We start from the raw sequence: 26,585 nt of genomic DNA, 5'->3' as shown, positions 1-26,585 counted from the left end.
AACCTCGACGATTTACTTGTACAAGCGTTAATTCTTGTACAACTAGGTTTCATCATAGGTTCTATCTTGTACAAGTCAAATTCTTTGTACAGGATTGCTCTGGTCCGCTTATCGCCAGCCCATGCGCCAGCGTTCGGCGTCCTGCAACTGTTGCCAGGGGATGCGCTGGTTGCGGCGGGTCAGTACCGCCTGCAGTTCCAGCTCCAGCAATAGCGTGCCGGTTTCATCGTGGAACAGCTCGGTGACCAGGAAATGTCTTTCCCGGTTCTCCGGCCGGGCTGCTGTCCACTTCGACAGCAGCAGTTTGCGTGGGTTGATGCGATTCATGCCTGGTGTTCCAGCAGCCGGCGGGCGGCTTCCTGGCCGCTGAGCCAGGCGCCTTCGACCCGGCCGGACATGCACCAGTCGCCGCACACGTACAGGCCCAGGTCGGCGTCGGCCAGCGCCCCCCATTCGCGGGCGCCGGCCGGCCGTGCATAGAGCCAGCGGTGGGCGAGGGTGAAGGCCGGGGCGGGCATGGTGATGTGCAGCAGTTCGGCGAACGCGCCGTGCAGGTGCTCGATCACCGCTTCCCTGGACAGGTCCAGGTGCTGCTTGCTCCAACTGCTGGTGGCATGCAGGACCCAGGTGTCGAGACCGTTGTCGCGCCCCGGCTTGCTGCGGTTGCGGGCCAGCCAGTCGAGCGGGCTGTCCTGCACGAAGCAGCCTTCCATGGGCGTTTCCAGCGCGCTCTCGAAGGCCAGGGCGACCGCCCAGGTCGGCTCCATCTGGACCCCCGCGGCGGCACCGGCAAGCTTCGGCGCGGCAGCGAGCAGCGCGGTGGCCTGGGGCGCCGGTGTGGCGATGACGACGTGACTGAACGGGCCGTGGGTGACCCCTTCGGCATCCTGCAGGTGCCAGTGCTGTTCACCCCGGAAGACTTCGGTGATCCGACAGCTGAAGTGGCTGTGCAGATCGCCGAGCAGGCCGCGGGTGATGGCGCTCATGCGCGGGGTGCCGACCCAGCGGGTCTGTTCGTCCGGCGATAGATTGAGCTGGCCGTTCTGCCAGGTGTAGAGCTTGGGCGCCCATTCGGCGACCCAGCCCTGGCCTTGCCAGCGCTGCACTTCGTTGACGAAGCGGCGGTCGCGGGCCGTGAAATATTGGGCGCCCATGTCCAGCGACCCGGCGTCGCTGCGTTTGCTCGACATGCGCCCGCCGCTGCCGCGGCTTTTGTCGAACAGCTCGATGGCGTGCCCGGCATCGTGTAACGCGCGAGCGGCTGACAGTCCGGCGATACCGGCACCGATTATTGCGATAGGTACAGTCATAGGGACCTCGTTACCTGTTTGCACAGACTACGCCGTCGGTAAAACCTGTACAATCTTATTTTTAGGTATAAGTCGCGACCATCCTGTCGTCTGAAGCTGTCCTATTGTTAAAACAGTCGAAAAGAAAAGAGCCTTGCCTATAAAAGTAGACTAACGCTCTTGGCAAAACGTTACGCGAGGACGCTCTCATGCACATATTGCTGACAGGCGGTACTGGTTTGATCGGGCGTCGGTTGTGCGAGCACTGGTTGGCGCAAGGTCATCACCTGACGGTGTGGAGTCGCCGGCCCGAGGAGGTTGCCCGCCTGTGCGGAGCCCAGGTGCGTGGCGTGCGGCATCTGGAGGAGTTGGCCGGCGAGCCGCTGGATGCGGTGGTCAATCTGGCCGGTGCGCCGATCGCCGAGCGTCCCTGGACCCATCGGCGCAAGGCGCTGCTGTGGAGCAGTCGGATCCAGCTGACCGAAACCCTGCTGACCTGGCTCGAAGGCCTGGAGCAACGCCCGGCGGTGTTGCTTTCCGGCTCGGCGGTGGGTTGGTATGGCGATGGTGGCGAGCGTGAGCTGAGCGAGGATTCACCACCGGTCAGCGAGGATTTCGCCAGCCAGTTGTGCATTGCCTGGGAGGAGACCGCGCAACGTGCGCAGGCCCTCGGCATGCGCGTGGTGCTGGTGAGAACCGGCCTCGTGCTGGCGGCCGAGGGCGGCTTTTTGTCGCGCCTGCTGCCGCCGTTCAAATGGTGCCTGGGCGGCCCGATCGGCAATGGCCGGCAGTGGATGCCGTGGATTCACCTGCGGGATCAAATCGCCCTGATTGATTTTCTTCTGCACCGCAGCGATGCCAGCGGTCCTTATAATGCCTGCGCGCCCAGGCCGGTGCGCAATCGCGACTTCGCCAGGGCGCTGGGACGGGTGTTGCACCGTCCGGCGCTGATCCCGCTGCCGGCTCCGCTGCTGCGGGTCGGCCTCGGCGAGTTGTCGCAGTTGTTGCTGGGTGGCCAGCGTGCCGTGCCCAAACGCCTGCTGGCGGCAGGGTTCGAGTTTCAGTTCACCGATCTGCCCGCGGCCCTCGACGATCTGTCGGGTCGCCTCTGATATAGGACATTGCATGACCGATCACGCGTTGCTACTGGTCAACCTGGGCTCGCCGGCCTCTACTTCGGTGGCGGACGTGCGCAGCTACCTCAATCAGTTTCTGATGGATCCGTACGTGATCGATCTGCCCTGGCCGATCCGGCGCCTGCTGGTGTCGCTGATCCTGATCAAGCGGCCCGAGCAGTCGGCCCATGCCTATGCCTCGATCTGGTGGGAGGAAGGGTCGCCGCTGGTGGTGTTGAGCCGACGTCTGCAGCAGCGCATGACCGAGCAATGGCAGCATGGGCCGGTGGAACTGGCGATGCGTTATGGCGAACCGTCGATCGAGTCGACGCTGACCCGGTTGGCGGCACAGGGCATCCGCCAGGTGACGCTGGCGCCGTTGTATCCGCAGTTTGCCGACAGCACGGTGACCACGGTGATCGAAGAGGCGCGGCGGGTGGTCAGGGAGCGGAGGCTGGATGTGCAGTTTTCCATCCTGCAGCCGTTCTACGACCAGCCGGAATACATCGAGGCGCTGGTCGCCAGCACCCGGCCGCACCTGGAACAGGGCTTCGATCATTTGCTGCTCAGCTTCCACGGTTTGCCGGAGCGCCACCTGACCAAGCTCGATCCCACCGGCAGCCATTGCCTCAAGGATGCGGACTGCTGCCTGAATGCCTCGCCAGCGGTGCTTGCCACCTGTTACCGCGCCCAATGTCTGCGTACGGCGGCGGCGTTTGCCGAGCACATGGGCTTGGCGGACGGGCAGTGGTCGGTCTCGTTCCAGTCCCGGCTGGGGCGGGCGAAGTGGATCGAGCCCTACACCGAGGCACGCCTGGATGAACTGGCCAAGGCCGGAGTGAAGAAGCTTCTGGTGATGTGCCCGGCGTTCGTCGCCGACTGCATCGAGACCCTGGAGGAGATCGGTGACCGTGGGCGCGAGCAGTTCATCGAGGCGGGCGGCGAGGAGTTGGTGCTGGTACCGTGCCTGAACGATGACCCGCAGTGGGCGATGGCGCTGAACACGCTCTGTGAGCGGGCTCCGCGTTCCCTGTAGGAGCCGGGCTTGCCCTTGAAGCCGCCAAGCGCTTCGCGGGCAAGCCCGGCTCCTGCAGGGGGCGTGGTGAGGTTATGCCAGCGGCTCGTCGGCCCTGTTCTTCTTCCAGCCGTCGTTGCCCGGCAGGATCAGGTTCAGCGCGATCGCGACGACGGCGCACAGGGCGATGCCCTTCAGGCCGAAATCGTCGGGGCCGGTACCACTGCCGACCAGCACACCACCAATGCCGAACACCAGTGTGACCGAGACGATCACCAGGTTGCGCGCTTCGCCCAGGTCGATCCTGTGGCGGATCAGGGTGTTCATGCCCACCGCTGCGATCGAGCCGAACAGCAGGCAGAGGATCCCGCCCATCACCGGTACCGGGATGCTCTGCAGCAGCGCGCCGAACTTGCCGATGAACGCCAGGGCGATGGCGAAGAGCGCCGCCCAGGTCATGATCTTCGGGTTGTAGTTCTTGGTCAGCATCACCGCGCCGGTCACTTCCGCATAGGTGGTGTTGGGCGGGCCACCGAACAGGCCGGCCGCGGTGGTGGCCAGACCGTCACCCAGCAGGGTGCGATGCAGGCCCGGCTTCTTCAGGTAGTCGCGACCGGTCACGCTGCCGACCGCGATCACCCCGCCGATATGCTCGATGGCCGGGGCCAGGGCCACCGGTACGATGAACAGGATCGCCTGCCAGTTGAATTCCGGTGCGGTGAAGTTCGGCAGCGCCAGCCAGGGCGCCGCGGCGATCTTCGCGGTGTCGACCACGCCGAAGTAGAACGACAGGGCGAAGCCCACCAGCACGCCGGAGATGATCGGCACCAGGCGGAAAATCCCCTTGCCGAACACCGCGACGATCAGGGTGGTCAGCAGCGCCGGCATGGAGATCAGCATCGCCGTGCGGTAGGGGATCAGCTCGCTGCCATCGCCGGCCTTGCCCATCGCCATGTTGGCGGCGATCGGCGCCATGGCCAGGCCGATGGAAATCACCACCGGGCCGATCACCACCGGCGGCAGCAGCCGGTCGATGAAGCCGGTGCCCTTGATCTTCACCGCCAGGCCCAGGAAGGTGTAGACGAAGCCCGCCGCCATCACGCCGCCCATGGTCGCAGCGAGGCCGAACTGGCCCTTGGCGAGAATGATCGGGGTGATGAAGGCGAAGCTCGACGCCAGGAACACCGGCACCTGACGGCCGGTGACCAGCTGGAACAGCAGAGTCCCCAGGCCCGCCGTGAACAGCGCGACGTTCGGGTCCAGGCCGGTGATCAGCGGCATCAGCACCAGTGCGCCGAACGCTACGAAGAGCATCTGCGCACCGGACAGCACCGTGCGCCAGAGCGGGTCGTTGAACTCATCCCGCATGTTCAGGCGTCCTTCTGCTTGGTGCCGAAAATCTTGTCGCCGGCATCGCCCAGGCCTGGAATGATGTAGCCGTGTTCGTTGAGTTTCTGGTCGACGGATGCTGTGTAGAGGGTCACATCGGGGTGGGCCTTCTCGACCGCGGCGATACCTTCCGGCGCGGCGACCAGCACCATGGCGCAGATCTCCTTGCAGCCGGCCTTCTTCAGCAGGTCGATGGTGGCGACCATCGAGCCGCCGGTGGCGAGCATCGGGTCGATGATCATCGCCAGGCGCTCGTCGATTTCCGGCACCAGTTTTTCCAGGTAGGTATGGGCTTCGAGGGTTTCCTCGTTGCGGGCCACGCCCACGGCGCTGACCTTGGCGCCCGGGATCAGGCTGAGTACGCCTTCGAGCATGCCGATACCGGCACGCAGGATCGGTACCACGGTAATTTTCTTACCGGCGATTTTCTCGACTTGTACGGTGCCGCACCAGCCTTCGATGTCATAGGTTTCGAGGGGCAGGTCCTTGGTCGCCTCATAGGTCAGCAACGCTCCGACTTCCTGGGCAAGCTCACGGAAGTTCTTCGTGCTAATGTCTGCGCGGCGCATGAGGCCGAGCTTGTGACGGATCAGCGGGTGGCGGATCTCACGGATGGGCATAGGGAAAGGCTCCGAGGGCGGGCAAAAAAACCGGCCTAGATTAATCTATCCGGGGTTTATGTCCTATAGACCCGTAGTACGTTAGTCCAGAAACGCTTGATCTGACCTGCGCGGGTGCGTACCTTTGCCCGCTTTTCTTGCGCAGCCCCCTGTGCGAGTCCCCTTTGAGCACCCTTTGGAGAGCGCCATGTCCGCTGATCTCGAGCATATCCGTCAAGTCATGCGCGAAGCCGACTGCCTGTACACCAACGCTGAAGTCGAGGCGGCCATCGCCCGTGTCGGCGCCCAGATCAACGCCGACCTGGCCGAGCGCAACCCGGTGGTATTCTGCGTGATGAACGGCGGCCTGATCTTCTCCGGCAAATTGCTGCCCCACCTGGATTTCCCGCTGGAAGCGTCCTACCTGCACGCCACCCGCTACCGTAACGAAACCAGCGGCGGCGAGCTGTTCTGGAAGGCCAAGCCGGAAGTCTCGTTCATCGATCGTGACGTACTGATCATCGACGACATTCTCGACGAGGGTCATACCCTCGGCGCGATCATCGATTTCTGCAAGCACGCCGGTGCCCGCCAGGTGCACACCGCCGTCCTGATCGACAAGGAACACGACCGCAAGGCCCGGCCGGACCTCAAGGCCGACTACGTCGGGCTGCCGTGCATCGACCGCTACATTTTCGGTTATGGCATGGACTACAAGGGCTACTGGCGTAACGCTGCCGGCATCTTTGCCGTCAAGGGCCTGTAACCCATGGCCGGCCCCAGCTTTCTCGACGCTGCGTTGTTCGCCGACCTGGCCGCGAAGGCGGCGGCCAGTCCCCGTGGGCGCACGCACCACAACTTCCATGAGATGGACGAGCCGTGCCACCGCATGGCGGTCGGCCTGCAGCCGGGCACTTATGTGCCGCCCCATCGGCACCTGAGCGCGGACAAGGCGGAAACCCTGCTGGTGCTGCGTGGCAGCCTGGGCCTGCTGGTGTTCGACGAGGACGGTCAGGTCGTTACCCGGCGCGTCCTGCAGGCCGGTGGCGAATGCCCGGCGGTGGACTTGCCGGCCGGCGTGTTCCACGGCCTGGTGGTGCTTGAGCCCGATACCGTGATGTTCGAGTGCAAGGCGGGCCCGTATCGTCCGGTGGGCGAGGGCGAGATGGCCGCCTGGGCCCCGCGTGAGGGCGAGGCCGGAGTCGCTCAGTACCAGGCCTGGATGCGCGCGCAGTTCAACTGAGCCGCTCGGGCAGGATGGCCCGCTTTGCCGTATCATTAGCCTCCTAACGACGGGCAACGGATTCTCAGGGCAATGCTGGCCATCTTTCTCGATACACTGACCATCACCGCTCCGGTCTTCGCCATGTTGTTCCTCGGCGTGGCGCTCAAGCGCGTGGGCTGGATCAACGACAACTTCATCCACACCGCCTCGGCACTGGTATTCAACGTCAACATGCCGGCGCTGCTGTTCCTCGGCATCCTTCACGCCGACCTGCATTCGGCCCTCAAGCCCGGTGTGCTGGGCTACTTCGTCGTCGCCACCCTGGTGACCTTCGCCGGGGCCTGGGGCTGGGCGATCTGGCGCTGCCCCCGGGAAGACCGCGGGATCTACACCCAGGGCGCCTTTCGTGGCAACAACGGGGTGATTGGCCTGGCACTGGCGGCCAGCCTGTATGGCGACTACGGCATTTCCCTCGGGGCGATCCTCGCCGCGTTGGTGATCCTGTTCTACAACACCCTGTCGACCATCGTCCTGGCGGTCTACAGCCCGGTGATCAAGTCCGACCCGTGGAGCATCAGCAAGAGTGTGCTGAGCAACCCGCTGATCATCAGCGTGATCGCGGCGGCGCCCTTTGCCTACTTCCAGATCGGCCTGCCCGGTTGGCTGGAAACGTCCGGCAACTACCTGGCGCAGATGACCCTGCCGCTGGCGCTGATCTGCATCGGCGGCACCCTGTCGCTGGCGGCGTTGCGCAAGAGTGGCGACATGGCGTTGAGCGCCAGCCTGGTGAAGATGGTCGGCATGCCGCTGTTCTCGACCCTGGGTGCCTGGCTCTGCGGCTTCCGTGGGGCGGAACTGGGCATCCTGTTTCTCTACTTCGGCAGCCCGACCGCGGCGGCCAGTTTTGTCATGGCCCGTGCCGCCAATGGCAACCACGAACTGGCGGCCGCGATCATCGTGATCACCACGCTGATGGCGGCGGTCACGACGAACATCGGCATTTTCGTCCTGCAGTGGGGGGGCTGGATCTGAGTCGGCCCTGTCGCGCTCAGTCGGCTTTCTGGTAGGCCTCGATCACTTCCTGCGCGGCGCGGAACGCATCGATCGCCGCCGGTACGCCGGCGTACACCGCGCAGTGCAGCAGTGCCTCGCGAATCTCTTCCACCGTGCAGCCGTTGTTCAGGGCGCCGCGCACGTGGCCCTTGAGCTCCTGCGGGCACTTGAGCGCGGTCAGCGCGGCGAGGGTGATCAGGCTGCGGGTCTTGAGCGGCAGGCCGTCACGGTTCCAGACGCCGCCCCAGGCGTGTTCGTTGACGAAGTCCTGCAGGGGCTGGCTGAACTCGGTGGCATTACCCAGGGCGCGGTCGACGAAGGCATCGCCCATGACCTGACGACGCATTTCGACACCGGTTTTTTTCTGATCGCTCATTGCAGTGGCTCCTAGGGATGTTGGCGACGCCAGGCTCGCAGCGTACTGAACAGCAGATACACCAGCAGCGCCGGCAGGATGAAGAACAGCATCAGGTGTTCCAGCCGCACCGCCATCGGCATGCCGGTGGTGAACCACACCACGTGCAGCCCGTAGGCCAGGTACAGGCCGAGAAACAGCAGGCCCTCGGCACGGGTGATGCGATAGCCGGAGTAGAATACCGGCCAGCACAAGGCCGCGACGGCGAGCATTACCGGCAGGTCGAACGACAACGCGTTGGGCGAGACCGACAGCGGTTGCGGGGCGATCAGCGCGGTCACGCCGAGCACGCCCAGCAGATTGAACAGGTTGCCGCCGATCACGTTGCCGACGGCGATATCGCGCTGGCCGCGGATGGCGGCGATCAGCGACGTGGCCAATTGCGGCAGGGAGGTGCCGACCGCGACCACGGTCAGGCCGATGATCCTTTCCGACAGGCCCAGTTCCGTGGCCACTTCGACGGCGGCATCGAGCAGCAGGTGGCCGGCGAGGGTCAGCAGGGCCAGGCCGAGCAGCATCCAGAACGCACTGCTGAGCCAGGGCGCAGGCCGACGCTGTGTTTGCAGCACGGGGGCGGGGTGCGGCAGGCCGTGTTGCGAGGTGCGCAGCAGCAACCCCAGGTACAGTGCAAACACCAGCAGCATCAGCACACCGTCGAAGCGGCTCAGCTCTTCGTTGAGGGCCAGGCCGAAGACCATGAGGCTGGCGACGATCATCAGCGGTATGTCCAGGCGCACCAGTTGGCGCGAGACCCGCAGCGGGATGATCAGCGCCGAGAGACCGAGGGTCACCAGGGTGTTGAAGATATTCCCGCCGATCACGCTGCCGACCGCGATGTCGGCGTTTTCCTGGAGGGCGGCCTGCAGGCTGACGGCCATCTGCGGGGCGCTGCTGCCGAAGGCGACGACGGTCAGGCCGATCAGCAGCGGCCGCACCCGCAGGCGGGCGGCCAGGCGCACGGCTGCGCGCACCAGCAGTTCGGCGCCGATGACCAGCAGGAACAGGCCGCCGAGCAGCTGGATCAGGCTCAGGATCGGCAGGTGGGTCAATCCGAAAATGGCGGGGCTCCCCGGGGTCAGTCGCTGAGGCTCTGGACGCGCACGCGCGCGGTACCGCTTTGTAGCATGCCCAGCTCTTCGGCGGCTTGTCGGGAAACATCGATCAGGCGTCCGCGGGTATGCGGGCCGCGATCATTGATACGGACCACGACGCTGCGGTCGTTGGCAAGATTGGTGACTTTTACCCGCGTACCGAACGGCAGTTGGCGATGGGCGGCGGTCAGGCCGTTCTGGTTGAAGGGTTCACCGCTGGCGGTGCGCTTGCCGTGGTGCTGGCGACCGTAATAGGAGGCCGTGCCGGTTTCGTCGTAGCCGCGCGGGTCGATATCGTGAGTGGCACAACCGGCCAGCAGGCTGAGGAAGGCAAGGGCGGCGAACAGGCGTTTCATCTGGGGGCGCTCCCTACAGAGATCGCATGGGGCGATCGATAGGTGGGAGCGGGCCCGCGAATGCAATGTGTCGGATACATCGTCTTCGCGGGCGAGCCCGCTCCCACAGTGGGCGGGTGTCAGGGCCTGTTTGGCCCGACTCAGCCTTCGAGCTTGCTTTTCAGCAGTTCGTTCACCTGTTGCGGGTTGGCCTTGCCCTTGGAGGCCTTCATCGCCTGGCCGACGAAGAAGCCGAACATCTTGCCGCGCTTGGCTTCGTCCGCCGCACGGTACTGCTCGACCTGCTCGGCGTTGGCCGCCAGCACTTCGTCCAGCACCTTCTCGATCGCACCGCTGTCGGTGACCTGTTTCAGGCCGCGGGCCTCGATCACCTGGTCGGCATTGCCTTCGCCGTTGGCCATGGCTTCGAACACGGTCTTGGCGATCTTGCCCGAGATAGTGTTGTCCTTGATCCGCAGCAGCATGCCGCCCAGTTGTTCGGCAGTGACCGGCGCCTGGTCGATTTCCACGCCCAGCTTGTTCAGCAGGCTGCCCAGCTCGACCATGACCCAGTTGGCCGCCAGCTTGGCGTCGGCGCTGATGGCGACCACCTGTTCGAAGTACTCCGCCTGCTCGCGGCTCGAAGCCAGGACGCTGGCATCGTACAGCGACAGGCCGTACTGCGACTGGAAACGTTCGCGTTTCTGCGGTGGCAGTTCCGGCAGCTTGGCGCGCACTTCATCCAGAAACGAGTCCTCGATGATCACCGGCAGCAGGTCCGGGTCGGGGAAGTAACGGTAGTCGTTGGCTTCCTCCTTGCTGCGCATCGCCTTGGTCGTATCGGTGTTCGGGTTGTACAGGCGAGTCTGCTGGACGACCTTGCCGCCATCCTCGATCAGCTCGATCTGGCGTTGTACTTCGTAGTTGATCGCCTTCTCGATGAAGCGGAACGAGTTGACGTTCTTGATCTCGCAACGCGTGCCGAACTCGGCCTGGCCCTTGGGGCGTACCGAGACGTTGCAGTCGCAACGCAGCGAGCCTTCGGCCATGTTGCCGTCGCAGATGCCCAGGTAGCGTACCAGTGCGTGGATCGCCTTGACGTAGGCCACGGCTTCCTTGGCACTGCGCATGTCCGGCTCGGAAACGATTTCCAGCAGCGGGGTACCGGCGCGGTTCAGGTCGATCCCGGTGGAACCGCTGAAGTCTTCGTGCAGGCTCTTGCCGGCGTCTTCTTCCAGGTGCGCACGGGTGATGCCGATACGCTTGACCGTACCGTCTTCCAGAGTGATGTCCAGGTGGCCCTTGCCGACGATCGGCAGTTCCATCTGGCTGATCTGGTAGCCCTTGGGCAGGTCCGGGTAGAAGTAGTTCTTGCGGGCGAACACGTTGTGCTGGCCGATCTCGGCGTCGATCGCCAGGCCGAACTGCACCGCCATGTGCACCGCTTCCTGGTTCAGCACCGGCAGCACGCCAGGCATGCCCAGGTCGACCAGGCTGGCCTGGGTGTTGGGTTCGGAGCCGAAGGTGGTCGAACTGCCGGAGAAAATCTTCGATTGGGTGGCGAGCTGGGTGTGAATCTCCAGCCCGATCACGACTTCCCATTGCATGGTGTTTTTCCTCAAATCTTGCCAGGGGACTTTTGAAGCGTCGCGAGCGAAGGTAAGGCAAGGCGAAGGCTGGCGAGTAAGCGCAGTTGACTGTAGTCAATGAGCATTACGAGCCAGCTTTCAACGCAGCATTACCGAGCGCAGCAGCTTCAAAACCCCTGGGGGGTGCGGGTGTGCCAGTCAGTGTGCAACTGATACTGGTGCGCAACATTGAGCAAGCGGCCTTCCTGGAAATACGGGGCAAGCAATTGCACGCCGACCGGCAAGCCGTCGACGAAGCCCGCAGGCATGGACAAGCCCGGCAGACCCGCGAGGTTGGCGGTGATGGTGTAGAAGTCTTCCAGATACTCGGCGACCGGATCGTTGTTCTTGGCACCGATCTTCCAGGCCGGATTCGGCGTGGTCGGGCCGAGGATCACGTCGACTTCCTTGAAGGCGTTCATGAAGTCGTTCTTGATCAGGCGGCGGATCTTCTGGGCCTTGAGGTAGTAGGCGTCGTAGTAGCCGGCCGACAGGGCGTAGGTACCGACCATGATCCGGCGTTGCACTTCGGCACCGAAGCCTTCGCCACGGGAACGCTTGTACAGGTCGGTGAGGTCGACCGGGTTCTCGCAGCGATAGCCGAAGCGTACGCCGTCGAAACGCGACAGGTTGGAGGAGGCCTCGGCCGGCGCGATCACATAGTAGGCGGGGATCGCGTGCTGGTTGTTCGGCAGGCTGATCTCCTTGATCACCGCACCGAGCTTTTCCAGCGCCTTGACGCTGTCGTGCACCCGTTCGGCGATGCGCGGGTCGAGACCGGCGCTGAAGTATTCCTTCGGCACGCCGATGCGCAGGCCTTGCAGCGAGTCGTTCAGGCTGGCGCTGTAGTCCGGCACCGGCTCATCGATGCTGGTGGAGTCCTGCGGGTCGAAACCGGCCATGCCCTGCAGCAGCAGTGCGCAGTCTTCGGCGGTACGGGCCAGCGGGCCACCCTGGTCGAGGCTGGAGGCGTAGGCGATCATGCCCCAGCGCGAAACGCGACCGTAGGTCGGCTTCAGGCCGGTGAGGTTGGTGAACGCCGCCGGCTGGCGGATCGAGCCGCCGGTGTCGGTCGCCGTGGCGGCCGGCAGCAGGCGCGCGGCAACGGCCGCGGCGGAACCGCCCGACGAACCGCCCGGCACGTGCTCCAGGTTCCACGGGTTCTTCACCTTGCCGTAGTAGCTCGACTCGTTGGCCGAACCCATGGCGAACTCGTCCATGTTGGTCTTGCCCAGGGTCACCGCGCCGGCGGCGGCGAGCTTGGCCACCACGGTGGCATCGTAGGGTGCCTTGAAGTTGTCGAGCATCTTCGAGCCGCAACTGGTGCGCACGCCCTGGGTGCAGAACAGGTCCTTGTGGCCGATCGGCGCGCCGAGCAGGGCACCGTTTTCGCCATTGGCGCGACGCACGTCGGCAGCCTTGGCCTGCTGCAGGGCCAGTTCCTCGGTAAGGCTGATGAAGCTGTTGACCTGCGGGTCGAGCTGGGCGATGCGCGCCAGCAGGGTGCGGGTCAGTTCTTCGGCGGAAAACTTCTTGTCGGCGAGTCCGCGGGCGATCTCGGCCAGAGTCATTTGATGCATTGCAGGCTCTTTCCCTTTAGTCGATGACTTTCGGAACCAGGTACAGGCCGTTTTCGACCGCTGGTGCGATGGACTGATAGGCCTCGCGGTTATTGCGTTCGGTCACGGCGTCGGCGCGCAGGCGCTGGCTCGCTTCCAGAGGGTGGGCAAGGGGTTCGATACCGTCGGTATCGACAGCCTGCATCTGGTCGACCAGACCCAGAATGCTGTTCAGGGCTTCGGTGGTGCGTGGAATATCGTCTGCGACCAGGTCCAGGCGGGCCAGGTGAGCGATTTTTTCCACGTCGGAGCGGTCAAGCGCCATGGGAATCTCCAGTGGAAAACAAAATGGAAGCTGTCCGGATGTTGGATTGGTGGAACACTACCGCATTTGCACGGTCACATGGCCGCGATTGTATGGGATGGTGCTCGGAAAAACGCCTAATTTAACATATTGGCGCCTTGCCCAAAATCCCCGTCGTTGTTAGAGTTTGCCGCACTTTTTTACCCACGCGTTGCCCAGGGTCCCTTTCCAATGTTCAAGAAACTGCGTGGCATGTTTTCCAGCGATCTTTCCATCGACCTGGGTACAGCCAACACCCTTATTTACGTGCGCGAGCGCGGTATCGTCCTGAATGAGCCATCGGTTGTTGCGATTCGCACCCATGGCAACCAGAAAAGTGTCGTCGCCGTCGGTACCGAAGCCAAGCGCATGCTCGGTCGTACGCCGGGCAACATTGCCGCCATTCGTCCGATGAAGGACGGTGTGATTGCCGATTTCAGCGTCTGCGAGAAGATGCTGCAGTACTTCATCAACAAGGTTCACGAAAACAGCTTCCTGCAGCCCAGCCCACGTGTGCTGATCTGCGTGCCCTGCAAGTCGACCCAGGTCGAGCGTCGCGCCATCCGTGAATCGGCGCTGGGCGCCGGTGCCCGTGAAGTGTTCCTGATCGAGGAGCCGATGGCGGCCGCGATCGGTGCCGGCCTGCCGGTCGAGGAAGCCCGTGGCTCGATGGTCGTCGATATCGGCGGCGGTACCACCGAAATCGCGCTGATCTCCCTGAACGGTGTGGTCTATGCCGAATCCGTACGTGTGGGCGGCGACCGCTTCGACGAAGCGATCATCACCTACGTGCGTCGCAACTACGGCAGCCTGATCGGTGAATCCACCGCCGAGCGCATCAAGCAGGAAATCGGTACCGCCTACCCGGGCGGCGAAGTCCGTGAAGTCGACGTCCGCGGTCGTAACCTGGCCGAAGGCGTACCCCGTGCCTTCACCCTCAACTCCAACGAAGTGCTCGAGGCGCTGCAGGAGTCCCTGGCGACCATCGTCCAGGCGGTCAAGAGCGCTCTGGAGCAGTCGCCTCCGGAACTGGCTTCGGACATCGCCGAGCGCGGCCTGGTGCTGACCGGTGGTGGCGCACTGCTGCGTGACCTCGACAAGCTGCTGGCCCAGGAAACCGGCCTGCCGGTGATCGTTGCCGAAGACCCGCTGACCTGCGTGGCCCGCGGCGGTGGCCGTGCCCTGGAAATGATGGACAAGCACACCATGGACCTGCTCTCCAGCGAGTGAGTTCGCTGGCAGACGCTACGACGGTCCGTTCACAGGCAGCACTTTGCAGTGCTGCCTGTTGCGTTTATCTTCTGTCAATCTGCATCCAGGCCGGTTTGATGCCGTATGAATAAAATGTCTATTTGCCTGGGAGGAGCGGCTCATTAAACCGCTTTTCGCCAAAGGCCCCTCATTGGGCGTGCGCCTGCTGGTGCTGGTCGTGCTGTCGGTTGCGCTGATGGTGGTCGATGCCCGCTTCACGGTGCTCAAGCCGATCCGCAGCCAGGCCTCGCTGGTGCTGATGCAATCGTACTGGATCACCGACCTGCCGCAGCGGCTGTGGCAAGGCGTGGCCAGCCAGTTCGGCAGCCGTACCGAACTGGTCGCCGAGAACGAGAAACTCCAGACCGAGAACCTGCTGTTGCAGGGGCGCCTGCAGAAACTGGCCGCCCTGACCGAGCAGAACGTGCGCCTGCGCGAACTGCTGAACTCCTCGGCACTGGTCAACGAGAAGGTCGAGGTCGCCGAACTGATCGGCATGGACCCCAACCCCTTCACCCATCGCATCATCATCAACAAGGGCGAGCGCGATGGCGTGGTGCTCGGGCAACCGGTGCTCGATGCCCGTGGCCTGATGGGCCAGGTGGTCGAGTTGATGCCGTACACCTCCCGTGTGCTGCTGCTGACCGATACCACCCACAGCATTCCGGTACAGGTCAACCGCAACGGTCTGCGGGCGATCGCCAGCGGTACCGGCAACCCCGAGCGCCTGGAGTTGCGTCATGTCGCCGATACCGCGGACATCAAGGAAGGCGACCTGCTGGTCAGTTCCGGCCTGGGCCAGCGGTTCCCGGCCGGCTACCCGGTGGCGACGGTCAAGGAAGTCATCCATGACTCCGGCCAGCCGTTCGCCATTGTTCGCGCCGTGCCGACCGCCGCGTTGAACCGCAGCCGCTACCTGCTGCTGGTGTTCAGCGACAGCCGTACACCGGAAGAGCGGGCCAACGATGCGGCCCAGGCCCAGGAAGCCGACAAGCAGGGTGAAGGGGCGGCGGCGGTTCCGGCGACCGTGCCCAAGCCTGCGGCGACCCCGGCCACGCCCGCCGCCACGGCCCCTGTGCCCAAGCCGACCGCCCATGGCGCGGCGGCTGCCGCTGCGGCGCATGGTGCGGCCAACAGCACTCCGGCGCCAAAACCGACCACCGCCAAACCCGCGGCCAAGCCGGCCAGCAGGCCGCCGGCGGCCACTCAACGGCAGGAGGAATGATGGCGGGCGCCACTCTTTCGCGTAACGGCTGGATCGTCTGGCTGACCTTTCTGATCGGCCTGCTGCTCAGTGTCTCGCCGTTGCCGCAGTTCATGGAAATCCTGCGTCCGCTGTGGCTGGCGCTGCTGCTGGCGTTCTGGTCGCTGTACCTGCCGCACAAGATCGGCATGGTCACCGCGTTCCTGCTCGGCCTGGCCGAAGATGTGCTCTATGGCACCCTGCTCGGGCAGAGCGCGCTGATCCTGACGCTGATCACCTTCCTGGTGCTGTCGCTGCAGCAACGGCTGCGCATGTTCCCGATGTGGCAGCAGAGCCTGGTGATCCTGGTGATCTTCGGCCTGGCGCAGTTGGTCCAGCTGTGGCTGAGCGCCCTGACCGGTAACCGCCAGCCCACCCTAGCGCTGGTGCTGCCGGCCCTGGTCAGCGCGCTGCTGTGGCCCTGGGTCAGCTTCGGGCTGCGTGGATTGCGCCGGCGCTACAAGATCAACTGATTGAATCATCGGCCATTTCCCGGTGCCTGATGATCCGCGTGACGAGCCCCGACAAGGAGATGTCCTGATGAACCCGCTCTACCTGGCCTCCGGCTCGCCGCGTCGGCGTGAACTGCTGACCCAGATCGGTGTGCCGTTCACGGCCATCAGTGCCGATATCGATGAAACACCCCTGGGCGACGAATCTCCCGTGGCCTATGTCGAGCGCCTGGCGCGTGGCAAGGCTGCGGCCGGGCGTGCCGCCCTCGGTCCGGATCTCGCGGCCTGTGTGCTGGGCGCCGATACCGCCGTGGTGCTCGATGGGCGAATTCTCGGCAAGCCGCTGGACGAGGCGGATGCGGTCGCCACGCTGCTCGCCCTGTCGGGGCGCGAACATGAAGTGCTGACAGCCATCGCGTTGCTCGACGGCGAGCGCTGCGAGTCGCGGGTAGTTCGCAGTCTCGTGAAATTTCGTACTATCAAAACAGAAGAGGCACACACCTATTGGGCCAGCGGCGAACCCCGCGACAAGGCCGGGAGCTATGCCATTCAAGGTCTGGCGGCGGTTTTCGTGGAGAGCCTGAACGGCAGCTATTCGGGCGTTGTCGGCCTGCCTGTGTGCGAAACCGCAGAACTGCTTGGCCGTTTCGACATACCCTGTTGGCAAAACCTTATCGTGCGCTGATTGCCGCACTCCAGTGAACGGCAATAATTGTGAACACGCCTGAACGAGACGCAGCCATGAGTGAAGAGATCCTGATCAACATCACGCCGATGGAATCGCGCGTGGCGGTGGTAGAGAACGGTGTGTTGCAAGAGGTCCATGTCGAGCGGACGCAGAAGCGCGGTATCGTCGGCAATATCTACAAGGGCAAGGTGGTCCGGGTGCTGCCGGGCATGCAGGCGGCGTTCGTCGATATCGGCCTGGACCGGGCTGCGTTCATCCACGCCTCGGAAATCTCCATGCGCGAAGGCCCGGCGGTGGAAAGCATCAGTGCGCTGGTTCACGAAGGGCAGAGCCTGGTGGTGCAGGTCACCAAGGACCCGATCGGCACCAAGGGCGCCCGCCTGACCACGCAGCTGTCGATTCCGTCGCGCTACCTGGTGTACATGCCACGCACCGCACATGTCGGCATTTCGCTGAAGATCGAAGACGAAGCCGAGCGTGAGCGGCTGAAGAAGGTGGTCAGCGACTGCGTGGCCCAGGAAGGCATCAAGGAGGCCGGCGGCTTCATCCTGCGTACCGCCGCCGAGGGCGCCGGGGCCGACGAGATCATGATGGACATCCGTTACCTGCGGCGCCTCTGGGACCAGATCGGTACGCAGATCAAGACCATCGGTGCGCCCAATGTGATCTACGAGGACCTCGGTCTGGCGCTGCGCACCCTGCGCGACCTGGTCAGCCCGAAGATCGAGAAGATCCGTATCGACTCCCGGGAAACCTTTCAGAAAACCACGCAGTTCGTCGCCGAGCTGATGCCGGAAATCGCCGATCGCCTGGAACACTACCCCGGCGAACGACCGATCTTCGATCTGTACGGTGTCGAGGATGAGATCCAGAAGGCCCTGGAGCGCAAGGTCCCGCTCAAGTCCGGCGGCTACCTGGTGGTCGACCCGGCGGAAGCCATGACCACCATCGACGTCAATACCGGGGCTTTCGTCGGTCATCGCAACCTCGAGGAAACCATCTTCAAGACCAACCTCGAGGCGGCCACCGCGATCGCCCGCCAACTGCGCCTGCGCAACCTGGGCGGGATCATCATCATCGACTTCATCGACATGGAGGACGAGGAGCATCAGCGCCAGGTGCTGCGTACCCTGGAAAAGCAGCTGGAACGCGACCACGCCAAGACCAACATCATCGGTATCACCGAACTGGGCCTGGTGCAGATGACCCGCAAGCGCACCCGCGAAAGCCTGGAGCAGGTGTTGTGCGAGCCGTGCAGCAGTTGCCAGGGGCGCGGCAAGCTGAAGACCCCGGAGACGGTTTGTTACGAGATTTTCCGCGAAATCCTCCGCGAGGCCCGTGCCTATCAGGCCGAAGGCTATAGAGTATTGGCCAACCAGAAAGTCGTCGACCGGCTGCTGGATGAAGAGTCGGGCAATGTCGCGGAACTGGAGGCCTTTATCGGGCGCACCATCCGTTTCCAGGTCGAAACCATGTACTCCCAGGAACAATACGACGTGGTGCTGCTCTGATTCCCTGTTCCGTATACATATTGCCCGCACTGCCTGAAGCCGGCCTTTTCATCGAATTCTGCCTGAGGGGCCACTGACATGGAGCGTTTGTCGCGCTTTGTTGCCGCGTTGACCCGCTGGAGCCTGGGCATCTGTGCGTTGCTGCTGGTATTGCTGGCGTTGTACGTCAGCCTGGGGCGGCAACTCGTGCCGCTGGTGGCCGAATACCGGGCCGATGTCGAAACCAGGGCGCAGGCGGCATTGGGCATGCCATTGGCCATCGGCAGCCTGGAAGGGCACTGGAGCGGGTTGGCACCGGTGCTGTCGGCCCACGATGTAATGATCGGTACGGGGGCCTCGGCCCTGCGCCTGGACCATGTGCAGGTGATCCCGGATATCCGCGCCAGCCTGCTGGCCCGCGAGCTGCGTATCGCCCGCCTCGAACTGCATGGGCTGCAGCTCAACCTCAGGCAGGGCGAGGATGGGCAATGGGCCCTCGAAGGCCTGCCGCGCCCGGCTGATGACCAGCCGCTGGACCCTGAACAGGTGCTCAAGCGCCTGCAGGTGATCGAGCAGTTGTCGGTGCTGGACAGTCAACTGACGCTGGAACCTTATGGCGAGTCGCCGCTGACCCTGACCTATGTCGGCCTGAACCTGCGCGTCGGCCCCGGTCGCCAGCGCCTCGATCTGCGCCTGAACCTGCCCGACGGCCAGCCACTGGCGCTCAACCTGACGACCCGCATGCGCCCCAGCGACTGGCGCCATGCGTCCGCCGAAGCCTACCTGAGCCTGCCGCAGAGCGACTGGGCGCGCTGGCTGCCGGCGAGCCTGGCCGGGAAATGGAAGATCGCCGAACTCAAGGCCGGCGGTGAATTCTGGTTGAAGTGGGCCGATGGCACGGTGCAGAGCGCCGTGGCGCGGCTCAATGCCCCGCAGTTTCGCGGTGGGTACGCCGATCGCCAGCCGGCGAAAATCGACAACCTCGCCCTCAATGCCTATCTGCAACGCAACGACCAGGGCTTTAGCCTGCTGCTCGACTCGCTGGCGATGAACCTGGGGGAGACCCGCTGGGAGTCCCACCTGCAATTGCAGCAGAGTGCCGCGACCGACAAGAGCGGTGAAGTGTGGCACGTGCAGGCCGATCGCCTGGACCTGACGCCGATCACTGCGCTGCTCGACAGCCTGGCGCCGCTGCCGCAAGGGCTGGCCACGGTGATCGACCACCTGAAAGTCACCGGGGCCTTGCGCAATGTGTTGCTCGATTACCGGCCACAGGAAACCGGTGACCGTCGCCTGAGCTTCGAGGCCAACCTCGAGCGGGTCGGTTTCGACGCCTATCACGGTGCGCCGGCGGCGCGCAATGTCACCGGCAGCATCAGCGGCGACCTGGGGCACGGCGAGTTGCGCATGGACAGCAAGGACTTCTCGCTGTTCCTCTATCCGATCTTCAACAAGCCCTGGCAGTACCTGCAGGCTAACGCCCGGCTGACCTGGAAGCTCGATCAGGAGGGCTTTACCCTGATCGCGCCCTATATCAAGGTGCTCGGCGAGGAGGGGCGGATCGCCGCCGACTTCCTGATCCGCCTGCATTTCGCCCCGGAGCAGGAGGACTACATGGACCTGCGGGTCGGCCTGGTCGACGGTGACGGACGTTTCACGCCCAAGTACCTGCCGGCGGTGTTGAGCCCCTCCCTCGACGAATGGTTGCGTACCGCGATTCTCCACGGTGCCGTGGACCAGGGTTTCTTCCAGTACCAGGGTTCGCTGAACCACGATGCCGCCGCCGCCGCACGCAGCATCAGCCTGTTCTTCAAGGTCCATGACGCCGAACTGGCCTTCCAGCCGGGTTGGCCCCATGTCGGCAAGGTCAACGGCGATGTGTTCATCGAGGACAGCGGGGTGCGGATCAAGGCCAGCAAGGGCCAGTTGCTCGATACCCAGGTCAGCGATGTGATGGTCAACATCCCGCACTCGACCGCGGGCAAGGCGCCGCACATGTTCCTCGACGGCAATTTTGCCGGCGGTCTCGGCGATGGCCTGAAGATTCTCCAGGAGGCGCCGATCGGTACCGGCCCGACCTTTGCCGGTTGGCAGGGCGAGGGCAGCCTGCAGGGCAAGGTCAGGCTGGATGTTCCGCTGGAGAAGGGCGACGAGCCCAAGGTGCTGGTGGACTTCGCCACCGACCAGGCGCGGCTGAAGCTGGCTGACCCGAGTCTCGAACTGACCCAGCTCAAGGGCAATTTCCGTTTCGACAGCGACAAGGGCCTCAGTGGCGATGGCATCAGCGCCCAGGCGTTCGACCGGCCGATCACCGCGCAGATCAGTGCCGACGGCAAGCCTGGCAGCCTCAGCACCCGGGTCACCGCCAAGGGCCAGGTGGCCCTCAGGAAACTCACCGATTGGCTGGGCGTCAGCCAGCCGCTGCCGGTATCCGGCGACCTGCCGTACCAGCTGCAGTTGAACCTCGACGGTGCCGACAGCCAACTGATGATCAGTTCCAACCTCAAGGGCGTGGCCGTCGATCTGCCCGCTCCTTTTGGCATGCCGGCCAGCCAGGGGCGCGACAGCGTGTTCCGCATGACCCTGCAAGGTGCCGAACGGCGCTACTGGTTCGACTATGGCGAGCTGGCGAACTTCACCTTTGCCGCCCCGGGCGGCAGGTTCGCCGACGGCCGGGGGGAGTTGTTCCTCGGCGATGGCGATGCACAACTGCCGACGGTCAAGGGCCTGCGGGTACGTGGCGTACTCTCGGAACTGGACATGGAACCGTGGAAGGCGGTGATCGACCGCTATGCCGGCCAGGATCCGGGCGGCAATGCCAAACAGTTGCTCAGCAGCGCGGATTTCAAGGTCGACAAGCTCAGCGGTTTCGGCACCCGGTTCGACCAGGTCAGCCTGCAGATGGCCCGCAGTGGCTCGACCTGGGGATTGTTGATCGACAGCCAGCAGGCCAAGGGTAGTGTGACGCTGCCGGATGCCAAGGGGGCCCCGATCGGCGTCAAGCTGGCCTATGTGCGGTTGCCGGCCCCGGACCCGAGCGTGGTCGCCGATGAAAATGCACCGGACCCGCTGGCCTCGGTGGACCCACAGCAGATCCCGGCGCTGGATATCGCCATCGACCAGTTGTTCCAGGGCCAGGACCTGGTGGGCGCCTGGTCGCTGAAGGTGCGGCCGACGCCCAAGGGAATCCAGCTCAACGACCTCAATCTCGGCCTCAAGGGCATGCAGTTGCAGGGCAATGGCGGCTGGGAAGGCGCGCCGGGCAGCAGTGGCAGCTGGATCAATGGGCGCCTTGAGGGCAAGAACCTCGCTGATGTGCTCAAGGCCTGGAGCTTCGCGCCAACCGTGACCAGCGACGAGTTCCACCTCGATGTCGATGGCCGTTGGCCCGGCTCGCCGGCCTGGGTCGGGCTCAAGCGTTTCTCCGGCAGCCTGGATGCGACCCTGCGCAAGGGCCAGTTCGTCGAAGTCGAGGGCGGTGCCCAGGCCTTGCGGGTGTTCGGTCTGCTGAACTTCAACTCCATCGGTCGCCGCCTGCGCCTGGATTTCTCCGACCTGCTCGGCAAGGGCCTGAGCTATGACCGGGTCAAGGGACTGCTGGTAGCCAGCGATGGCGTATATGTCACCCGCGAACCGATCACGTTGACCGGGCCGTCGAGCAACCTGGAACTCAACGGTACGCTGGACATGGTCAGCGACCGGGTCGATGCCAAGCTGCTGGTGACCTTGCCGGTGACCAACAACCTGCCGATCGCCGCGCTGATCGTCGGGGCGCCGGCCATCGGTGGTGCGCTGTTCCTGATCGACAAGCTGATCGGCGACCGGGTCGCGCGGTTCGCCAGTGTGAAGTACAGCGTCACCGGTCCCTGGAAAGAACCGAAAATCACGTTCGACAAACCTTTTGAAAAGTCCAAGTAGCGCCCCATGGAGTAGCATGGTGGCCAGTCTTCCAAGGAGTGTGCCATGACTTTCTCCGTCATCCAGATGGTCAGCCAGGACGATGTGCTGGCCAATCTGACCCAGGCCCGTCGCCTGCTCGAGCAGGCCGCCGAAGGCGGTGCGCGACTGGCGGTGTTGCCGGAAAACTTCGCTGCCATGGGCCGTCGTGACGTCGCCGCGATCGGCCGGGCCGAGGCGCTGGGCGAGGGGCCGATCCTGCCGTGGTTGAAACAGGTCGCCCGCGACCTCAGGTTATGGATTGTCGCGGGTACCCTGCCGTTGCCGCCGGTCGGCCAGCCGGATGCCAAGTCCAATGCCTGCTCGTTGCTGGTCGACGACCAGGGCGAAACGGTGGCCCGCTACGACAAGCTGCACCTGTTCGATGTGGACGTGGCGGACAATCGGGGTCGTTATCGTGAATCCGATGACTATGCTCATGGTAGCCGGGTAGTGGTGGCCGATACGCCGGTGGGGCGTCTGGGCCTGAGCGTGTGCTATGACCTGCGCTTCCCCGAGCTGTACAGCGAACTGCGGCTGGCCGGTGCGGAACTGATCACCGCGCCCTCGGCCTTCACCGCAGTGACCGGTGCGGCGCATTGGGACGTGCTGATTCGTGCCCGTGCCATCGAGACCCAGTGCTATCTGCTGGCGGCTGCCCAGGGCGGCGTGCATCCGGGGCCGCGCGAGACCTTCGGGCATGCGGCGATCGTCGATCCGTGGGGGCGTGTCCTCGCCCGGCAGGATCAGGGCGAAGCGGTGTTGCTGGCCGAGCGTGACAGTAATGAACAGGCGTCCATCCGGGCGCGGATGCCGGTGGCGAGTCACCGGCGCTTTTTCTCGCAGGGCGCGCAGCGACCTGCATCGCAATGACGAAATAAGGCGCAAAACCTATGAGCGAGTTGTTGTCCTCAGTCAGCGAACACCTGTTGGCGCCGGGTGGCGTGACCATCGAAAACCTTCAATCGGTCCTGGGTGACCTGGCCGGGCCCGGCATCGACGCCGCTGACCTGTATTTCCAGGGGCAGATTTCCGAGTCCTGGGCGCTCGAAGACGGTATCGTCAAGGAAGGCAGCTTCAACCTGGACCAGGGTGTCGGCGTACGCGCGCAATCCGGGGAAAAGACCGGCTTCGCCTATAGCAATGCCATCACCCTCGACGCCCTGGGCGCAGCCGCGCGTGCGGCCCGTTCGATCTCCCGTGCCGGGCAGAACGGCCGGGTGCAAGCGTTCTCCGCCCAGGACGTGGCACAACTCTATGCACCGGACAATCCGCTGGACGTCCTGACCCGCGCCGAGAAAGTCGAGCTGCTCAAGCGCATCGACGTCGCCACTCGCGCCCTCGACCCGCGTATCCAGCAGGTTTCGGTGAGCATGGCCGGTGTCTGGGAGCGCATTCTGGTGGCCTCTACCGACGGTGGCCTGGCGGCGGACGTACGACCGCTGGTGCGTTTCAACGTCAGCGTGATCGTCGAGCACAATGGCCGGCGCGAGCGGGGTGGCCACGGTGGTGGCGGGCGTACCGACTACCGTTATTTCCTCAGTGAAGACCGTGCCATGGGGTATGCCCGCGAGGCCTTGCGCCAGGCGCTGGTCAACCTGGAAGCGGTCCCCGCTCCGGCCGGTACACTGCCGGTGGTGCTCGGTTCCGGCTGGTCTGGCGTCCTGCTGCACGAGGCGGTCGGCCACGGCCTGGAAGGCGATTTCAATCGCAAGGGCAGTTCGGCCTACAGCGGACGGATGGGCGAAAGGGTCGCTTCGAGCCTGTGCACCATCGTCGATGACGGCACCCTGGCCGGCCGTCGCGGCTCGCTGAGCGTCGACGACGAGGGCACTGCGACCGAATGCACCACGCTGATCGAGAACGGCGTGCTCAAGGGCTACATGCAGGACAAGCTCAATGCCCGCCTGATGGGCGTCGCCCGTACCGGCAACGGCCGCCGCGAATCCTATGCGCACCTGCCGATGCCACGCATGACCAACACCTACATGCTCGGCGGCGAAAGCGACCCGGCGGAAATCATCGCCTCGGTGAAGAAGGGGATCTACTGCGCCAACCTCGGCGGCGGCCAGGTCGATATCACCAGCGGCAAGTTCGTGTTCTCCACCAGCGAGGCCTACCTGATCGAGGACGGCAGGATCACTGCGCCGGTCAAGGGGGCGACGCTGATCGGCAATGGGCCGGAAGCCATGAGCCGGGTGTCGATGGTTGGCAACGACCTGGCACTGGACAGTGGTGTGGGCACGTGTGGCAAGGATGGGCAGTCGGTGCCGGTGGGTGTTGGCCAGCCGACCCTGAAGATCGACGCGATCACCGTGGGCGGCACGGGCGCGTAGGGGCCGGAGCGCTTGGGTGAGCCGCTTGCCGGCCCACCCAGGTCGACACTCAGCGCAGGCCGCGTTGGGTGTCGTCCAGCTCCCGGATGTACTTGAAGACTTTACGGCTGGAAGCCGGTGGCTTGTTGTGTGCCAGTTCGTGCTGGGCCTGGCGGATCAGCGAGCGCAGTTGCTGGCGGTCCGCCTCGGGGTACTCGCTGACGAACTTTTCCAGGACGTCGTCGTTGCCCGTGATCAGGCGATCGCGCCAGCGTTCGAGGTTATGGAAGCGTTCATTGTACTGCTTGGTGGAGGCATCGACCTGGTCGAGCACCACCCGGATGGCGTCGATGTCCTGGTCGCGCATCAGCTTGCCGATGAACAGGATGTGCCGTTTGCGCGCGATATGCGCGGTGTGCTTCGGCGCATCGGCCAGGGCACGGCGCAAGCCGTCGGTCAGTGGCAGTTTTGCCAGCAGGTCAGGCTTGAGTGTGGTCAGTCGCTCACCGAGATCAACCAGAGCATGCAGCTCGCGTTTGACCTGGGATTTGCTTTTCTCCCCATCGAGGGAGTCGTCGTAAGAATCAACCATGGTGGCAGTCCGCAAAGAAACGCCGCCATGATAACCAGTCGGGGGCCGCTTGTCCGGCCCGCTCGTTCGATGAGCGTGACTGAAAGCTGCATTTGAGTGGAGAAAGCTGAGTGGAGAAGACCATGAGCGCAGCACAAAGCGTTGGCCCGCAGGCCTTGCCGGCCCTGCAGGAGCAGGTCGAGCAGATTCTTGCCGAGGCCAGGCGCCAGGGGGCCAGTGCCTGTGAAGTGGCGGTGTCCGTGGAGCAGGGGCTGTCGACGTCGGTGCGCCAGCGGGAAGTGGAAACGGTCGAGTTCAACCGTGACCAGGGCTTCGGTATCACCTTGTACGTGGGGCAGCGCAAGGGCTCGGCCAGCACTTCGGCCAGTGGCGCCGAGGCCATTCGCGAAACCGTCGCGGCGGCGTTGGCCATCGCCAGGCACACCTCCGAGGACGAGTGCTCCGGGCTGGCCGATGCGGCCCTGATGGCCAAGCAAATCAAGGATTTCGACCTGTTCCACGAATGGAACATCACCCCGGAGCAGGCGATCGAGCGGGCGCTGATCTGTGAAGCGGCGGCCTTCGACGCCGACAGTCGGATCCGTAACGCCGACGGCACCACCCTGAGCACGTCCCAGGGGTGCCGGGTGTACGGTAACAGCCACGGTTTCATCGCCGGCTCGGCGTCGACGCGCCATAGCCTCAGCTGTGTGATGATCGCCGAAGGCGATGGGCAGATGCAGCGTGACTACTGGTACGACGTCAATCGCCAGGGCGAGCTGCTGGCCGACGCCGTCAGCATTGGCCGCAAGGCCGCGCAGCGGGCGGCCAGCCGCCTGGGCGCGCGTCCGGTGCCGACCTGCGAAGTGCCGGTGCTGTTTTCGGCGGAACTGGCCGGTGGGTTGTTCGGCAGTTTCCTGTCGGCGATTTCCGGCGGCAACCTGTATCGCAAGTCGTCGTTCCTCGAGGGCGCGCTGGGGCAACGGCTGTTCCCGCAGTGGCTGACCATCGATGAGCGTCCACACCTGATGCGGGCCATGAGCAGTTCGGCCTTCGACAGCGATGGCCTGGCGACCTATGCCAAGCCGTTCGTCGAGAATGGCACGTTGGTGTCCTATGTGCTGGGCACCTACTCGGGACGCAAGCTCGGCCTGCCGAGCACCGCCAACGCCGGCGGCGTGCACAACCTGTTCGTCACCCATGGGGTCGAGGACCAGGATGCCCTGATTCGCCGAATGGGGCGCGGCCTGTTGGTGACCGAGCTGATGGGGCATGGGCTGAACATGGTCACCGGGGACTATTCCCGTGGAGCGGCCGGTTTCTGGGTCGAGAATGGCGAGATCCAGTTCCCGGTTCAGGAAGTGACCATTGCCGGCAACCTGCGCGACATGTTCAAGCAGATCGTCGCCGTGGGCAGCGATCTCGAGCTGCGCAGCAACATCCGTACCGGCTCGGTGCTGATCGAGCGGATGACTGTCGCCGGTAGCTGATCCACCGCCGCAACCCGAACGAAAAGGCGCGTCGCTCAAGCGACGCGCCTTTTTTTGTGCCGACGCCACCCTGAGCGAGCCTGTCCCTCAAGG

General features: G+C 64.4%; 25 protein-coding genes. 14 read left to right on the top strand and 11 right to left on the bottom strand.

Annotated elements, in window-relative coordinates; translation table 11 throughout:
* Positions 1 to 108 precede the first annotated feature (108 nt).
* Both PF66_RS01905 and PF66_RS01900 read right to left on the bottom strand, forming a co-directional pair.
* Positions 109 to 327: a TIGR02450 family Trp-rich protein gene (locus tag PF66_RS01905; protein WP_054061754.1), complete on the bottom strand. Its 219-nt coding sequence runs from the start codon at positions 325 to 327 to the stop codon at positions 109 to 111.
* Entirely contained in the window at positions 324 to 1,310 is a 987-nt protein-coding gene (locus tag PF66_RS01900) for an NAD(P)/FAD-dependent oxidoreductase (RefSeq protein WP_054061753.1), read from the bottom strand. The genes PF66_RS01905 and PF66_RS01900 overlap by 4 nt, the downstream gene beginning before the upstream one ends.
* Before the next feature lie 188 nt (positions 1,311 to 1,498).
* Here PF66_RS01900 and PF66_RS01895 point away from each other — a divergent pair, with 188 nt between their 5' ends.
* Both PF66_RS01895 and hemH read left to right on the top strand, forming a co-directional pair.
* Positions 1,499 to 2,401, top strand: a complete 903-nt coding sequence (locus PF66_RS01895) for a TIGR01777 family oxidoreductase (protein WP_054060691.1) — start codon at positions 1,499 to 1,501, stop codon at positions 2,399 to 2,401.
* 13 nt (positions 2,402 to 2,414) lie between these two features.
* Positions 2,415 to 3,440: a ferrochelatase gene (gene hemH / locus PF66_RS01890; protein ID WP_054061752.1), complete on the top strand. Its 1,026-nt coding sequence runs from the start codon at positions 2,415 to 2,417 to the stop codon at positions 3,438 to 3,440.
* Between the two features lie 72 nt (positions 3,441 to 3,512).
* Here hemH and PF66_RS01885 read toward each other — a convergent pair whose 3' ends face one another.
* On the bottom strand, positions 3,513 to 4,787 hold the full coding sequence (locus PF66_RS01885) for a uracil-xanthine permease family protein (protein ID WP_054060693.1): 1,275 nt from the start codon (positions 4,785 to 4,787) through the stop codon (positions 3,513 to 3,515).
* Positions 4,788 to 4,789: 2 nt separating this feature from the next.
* Complete coding sequence (gene upp, locus PF66_RS01880; protein ID WP_054060694.1) at positions 4,790 to 5,428, bottom strand: uracil phosphoribosyltransferase; 639 nt, start codon at positions 5,426 to 5,428, stop codon at positions 4,790 to 4,792.
* A gap of 187 nt (positions 5,429 to 5,615) precedes the next feature.
* Here upp and PF66_RS01875 point away from each other — a divergent pair, with 187 nt between their 5' ends.
* The 3 genes from PF66_RS01875 (at position 5,616) to PF66_RS01865 (ending at position 7,664) form a co-directional block, all read left to right on the top strand.
* A complete protein-coding gene (locus PF66_RS01875) occupies positions 5,616 to 6,173 on the top strand; it encodes a hypoxanthine-guanine phosphoribosyltransferase (protein ID WP_054060695.1) in 558 nt (185 codons plus the stop codon).
* 3 nt (positions 6,174 to 6,176) lie between these two features.
* Positions 6,177 to 6,650, top strand: coding sequence for a WbuC family cupin fold metalloprotein (locus tag PF66_RS01870; RefSeq protein WP_054060696.1), 474 nt, complete (start codon positions 6,177 to 6,179; stop codon positions 6,648 to 6,650).
* A gap of 72 nt (positions 6,651 to 6,722) precedes the next feature.
* A complete protein-coding gene (locus PF66_RS01865) occupies positions 6,723 to 7,664 on the top strand; it encodes an AEC family transporter (RefSeq protein WP_054060697.1) in 942 nt (313 codons plus the stop codon).
* A 16-nt stretch (positions 7,665 to 7,680) separates the two neighbouring features.
* Here PF66_RS01865 and PF66_RS01860 read toward each other — a convergent pair whose 3' ends face one another.
* The 6 genes from PF66_RS01860 to gatC form a co-directional block, all read right to left on the bottom strand.
* The gene (locus tag PF66_RS01860) at positions 7,681 to 8,061 is read right to left on the bottom strand and encodes a carboxymuconolactone decarboxylase family protein (protein WP_054061751.1); all 381 of its coding nucleotides are present in this window, start codon (positions 8,059 to 8,061) and stop codon (positions 7,681 to 7,683) included.
* An 11-nt stretch (positions 8,062 to 8,072) separates the two neighbouring features.
* On the bottom strand, positions 8,073 to 9,125 hold the full coding sequence (locus PF66_RS01855; RefSeq protein WP_054061771.1) for a calcium/sodium antiporter: 1,053 nt from the start codon (positions 9,123 to 9,125) through the stop codon (positions 8,073 to 8,075).
* A 50-nt stretch (positions 9,126 to 9,175) separates the two neighbouring features.
* Positions 9,176 to 9,547 carry a septal ring lytic transglycosylase RlpA family protein gene (locus PF66_RS01850; protein ID WP_054060699.1) on the bottom strand — a complete coding sequence of 124 codons (372 nt, stop codon included), beginning with the start codon at positions 9,545 to 9,547 and terminating at the stop codon, positions 9,176 to 9,178.
* A 140-nt stretch (positions 9,548 to 9,687) separates the two neighbouring features.
* Positions 9,688 to 11,148 (bottom strand): Asp-tRNA(Asn)/Glu-tRNA(Gln) amidotransferase subunit GatB, encoded by a 1,461-nt coding sequence (gene gatB, locus PF66_RS01845; RefSeq protein WP_275044046.1) that lies wholly within the window; start codon positions 11,146 to 11,148, stop codon positions 9,688 to 9,690.
* Between the two features lie 134 nt (positions 11,149 to 11,282).
* On the bottom strand, positions 11,283 to 12,734 hold the full coding sequence (gatA, locus tag PF66_RS01840; protein WP_054061750.1) for an Asp-tRNA(Asn)/Glu-tRNA(Gln) amidotransferase subunit GatA: 1,452 nt from the start codon (positions 12,732 to 12,734) through the stop codon (positions 11,283 to 11,285).
* A 16-nt stretch (positions 12,735 to 12,750) separates the two neighbouring features.
* On the bottom strand, positions 12,751 to 13,038 hold the full coding sequence (gene gatC, locus PF66_RS01835) for an Asp-tRNA(Asn)/Glu-tRNA(Gln) amidotransferase subunit GatC (protein ID WP_054061518.1): 288 nt from the start codon (positions 13,036 to 13,038) through the stop codon (positions 12,751 to 12,753).
* A gap of 210 nt (positions 13,039 to 13,248) precedes the next feature.
* Here gatC and mreB point away from each other — a divergent pair, with 210 nt between their 5' ends.
* The 8 genes from mreB to tldD all read left to right on the top strand — a co-directional run bounded on the left by mreB (position 13,249) and on the right by tldD (position 24,452).
* On the top strand, positions 13,249 to 14,286 hold the full coding sequence (gene mreB / locus PF66_RS01830) for a rod shape-determining protein MreB (RefSeq protein WP_002555108.1): 1,038 nt from the start codon (positions 13,249 to 13,251) through the stop codon (positions 14,284 to 14,286).
* A gap of 142 nt (positions 14,287 to 14,428) precedes the next feature.
* Positions 14,429 to 15,532, top strand: coding sequence for a rod shape-determining protein MreC (gene mreC / locus PF66_RS01825; protein ID WP_081009774.1), 1,104 nt, complete (start codon positions 14,429 to 14,431; stop codon positions 15,530 to 15,532).
* Positions 15,532 to 16,023, top strand: coding sequence for a rod shape-determining protein MreD (mreD, locus tag PF66_RS01820; RefSeq protein ID WP_019361976.1), 492 nt, complete (start codon positions 15,532 to 15,534; stop codon positions 16,021 to 16,023). The genes mreC and mreD overlap by 1 nt, the downstream gene beginning before the upstream one ends.
* 67 nt (positions 16,024 to 16,090) lie before the next feature.
* Complete coding sequence (locus PF66_RS01815) at positions 16,091 to 16,687, top strand: Maf family protein (protein WP_054061748.1); 597 nt, start codon at positions 16,091 to 16,093, stop codon at positions 16,685 to 16,687.
* A gap of 56 nt (positions 16,688 to 16,743) precedes the next feature.
* Positions 16,744 to 18,201: a ribonuclease G gene (gene rng / locus PF66_RS01810; RefSeq protein ID WP_054058956.1), complete on the top strand. Its 1,458-nt coding sequence runs from the start codon at positions 16,744 to 16,746 to the stop codon at positions 18,199 to 18,201.
* Positions 18,202 to 18,279: 78 nt separating this feature from the next.
* Positions 18,280 to 22,098: a YhdP family protein gene (locus tag PF66_RS01805; protein ID WP_054061747.1), complete on the top strand. Its 3,819-nt coding sequence runs from the start codon at positions 18,280 to 18,282 to the stop codon at positions 22,096 to 22,098.
* Positions 22,099 to 22,143: 45 nt separating this feature from the next.
* Positions 22,144 to 22,989 carry a carbon-nitrogen hydrolase family protein gene (locus PF66_RS01800; protein ID WP_054058958.1) on the top strand — a complete coding sequence of 282 codons (846 nt, stop codon included), beginning with the start codon at positions 22,144 to 22,146 and terminating at the stop codon, positions 22,987 to 22,989.
* Positions 22,990 to 23,009: 20 nt separating this feature from the next.
* Positions 23,010 to 24,452 carry a metalloprotease TldD gene (gene tldD / locus PF66_RS01795; RefSeq protein ID WP_054061746.1) on the top strand — a complete coding sequence of 481 codons (1,443 nt, stop codon included), beginning with the start codon at positions 23,010 to 23,012 and terminating at the stop codon, positions 24,450 to 24,452.
* Between the two features lie 49 nt (positions 24,453 to 24,501).
* Here the strand turns inward: tldD and yjgA are convergent, their stop codons facing one another.
* Entirely contained in the window at positions 24,502 to 25,023 is a 522-nt protein-coding gene (gene yjgA, locus PF66_RS01790; RefSeq protein ID WP_054058960.1) for a ribosome biogenesis factor YjgA, read from the bottom strand.
* A gap of 122 nt (positions 25,024 to 25,145) precedes the next feature.
* Here yjgA and pmbA point away from each other — a divergent pair, with 122 nt between their 5' ends.
* Positions 25,146 to 26,492 (top strand): metalloprotease PmbA, encoded by a 1,347-nt coding sequence (gene pmbA, locus PF66_RS01785; protein WP_054061745.1) that lies wholly within the window; start codon positions 25,146 to 25,148, stop codon positions 26,490 to 26,492.
* The last annotated feature ends 93 nt before the right edge of the window (positions 26,493 to 26,585 follow it).

Source organism: Pseudomonas asplenii (genome assembly GCF_001293465.1).
GTDB classification, from domain to species: Bacteria; Pseudomonadota; Gammaproteobacteria; order Pseudomonadales; family Pseudomonadaceae; genus Aquipseudomonas; species Aquipseudomonas fuscovaginae_B.
This window is presented reverse-complemented; position numbering and strand designations above follow the sequence as displayed.

Coding starts and splice junctions, on each gene's coding strand:
- PF66_RS01905 (WP_054061754.1), bottom strand. CDS start 327: ATGAATCGCATCAACCCACGCAAACTGCTGCTGTCGAAGTGGACAGCA.
- PF66_RS01900 (WP_054061753.1), bottom strand. CDS start 1,310: ATGACTGTACCTATCGCAATAATCGGTGCCGGTATCGCCGGACTGTCA.
- PF66_RS01895 (WP_054060691.1), top strand. CDS start 1,499: ATGCACATATTGCTGACAGGCGGTACTGGTTTGATCGGGCGTCGGTTG.
- hemH (WP_054061752.1), top strand. CDS start 2,415: ATGACCGATCACGCGTTGCTACTGGTCAACCTGGGCTCGCCGGCCTCT.
- PF66_RS01885 (WP_054060693.1), bottom strand. CDS start 4,787: ATGCGGGATGAGTTCAACGACCCGCTCTGGCGCACGGTGCTGTCCGGT.
- upp (WP_054060694.1), bottom strand. CDS start 5,428: ATGCCCATCCGTGAGATCCGCCACCCGCTGATCCGTCACAAGCTCGGC.
- PF66_RS01875 (WP_054060695.1), top strand. CDS start 5,616: ATGTCCGCTGATCTCGAGCATATCCGTCAAGTCATGCGCGAAGCCGAC.
- PF66_RS01870 (WP_054060696.1), top strand. CDS start 6,177: ATGGCCGGCCCCAGCTTTCTCGACGCTGCGTTGTTCGCCGACCTGGCC.
- PF66_RS01865 (WP_054060697.1), top strand. CDS start 6,723: ATGCTGGCCATCTTTCTCGATACACTGACCATCACCGCTCCGGTCTTC.
- PF66_RS01860 (WP_054061751.1), bottom strand. CDS start 8,061: ATGAGCGATCAGAAAAAAACCGGTGTCGAAATGCGTCGTCAGGTCATG.
- PF66_RS01850 (WP_054060699.1), bottom strand. CDS start 9,547: ATGAAACGCCTGTTCGCCGCCCTTGCCTTCCTCAGCCTGCTGGCCGGT.
- gatA (WP_054061750.1), bottom strand. CDS start 12,734: ATGCATCAAATGACTCTGGCCGAGATCGCCCGCGGACTCGCCGACAAG.
- gatC (WP_054061518.1), bottom strand. CDS start 13,038: ATGGCGCTTGACCGCTCCGACGTGGAAAAAATCGCTCACCTGGCCCGC.
- mreB (WP_002555108.1), top strand. CDS start 13,249: ATGTTCAAGAAACTGCGTGGCATGTTTTCCAGCGATCTTTCCATCGAC.
- mreD (WP_019361976.1), top strand. CDS start 15,532: ATGGCGGGCGCCACTCTTTCGCGTAACGGCTGGATCGTCTGGCTGACC.
- PF66_RS01815 (WP_054061748.1), top strand. CDS start 16,091: ATGAACCCGCTCTACCTGGCCTCCGGCTCGCCGCGTCGGCGTGAACTG.
- rng (WP_054058956.1), top strand. CDS start 16,744: ATGAGTGAAGAGATCCTGATCAACATCACGCCGATGGAATCGCGCGTG.
- PF66_RS01805 (WP_054061747.1), top strand. CDS start 18,280: ATGGAGCGTTTGTCGCGCTTTGTTGCCGCGTTGACCCGCTGGAGCCTG.
- PF66_RS01800 (WP_054058958.1), top strand. CDS start 22,144: ATGACTTTCTCCGTCATCCAGATGGTCAGCCAGGACGATGTGCTGGCC.
- tldD (WP_054061746.1), top strand. CDS start 23,010: ATGAGCGAGTTGTTGTCCTCAGTCAGCGAACACCTGTTGGCGCCGGGT.
- yjgA (WP_054058960.1), bottom strand. CDS start 25,023: ATGGTTGATTCTTACGACGACTCCCTCGATGGGGAGAAAAGCAAATCC.
- pmbA (WP_054061745.1), top strand. CDS start 25,146: ATGAGCGCAGCACAAAGCGTTGGCCCGCAGGCCTTGCCGGCCCTGCAG.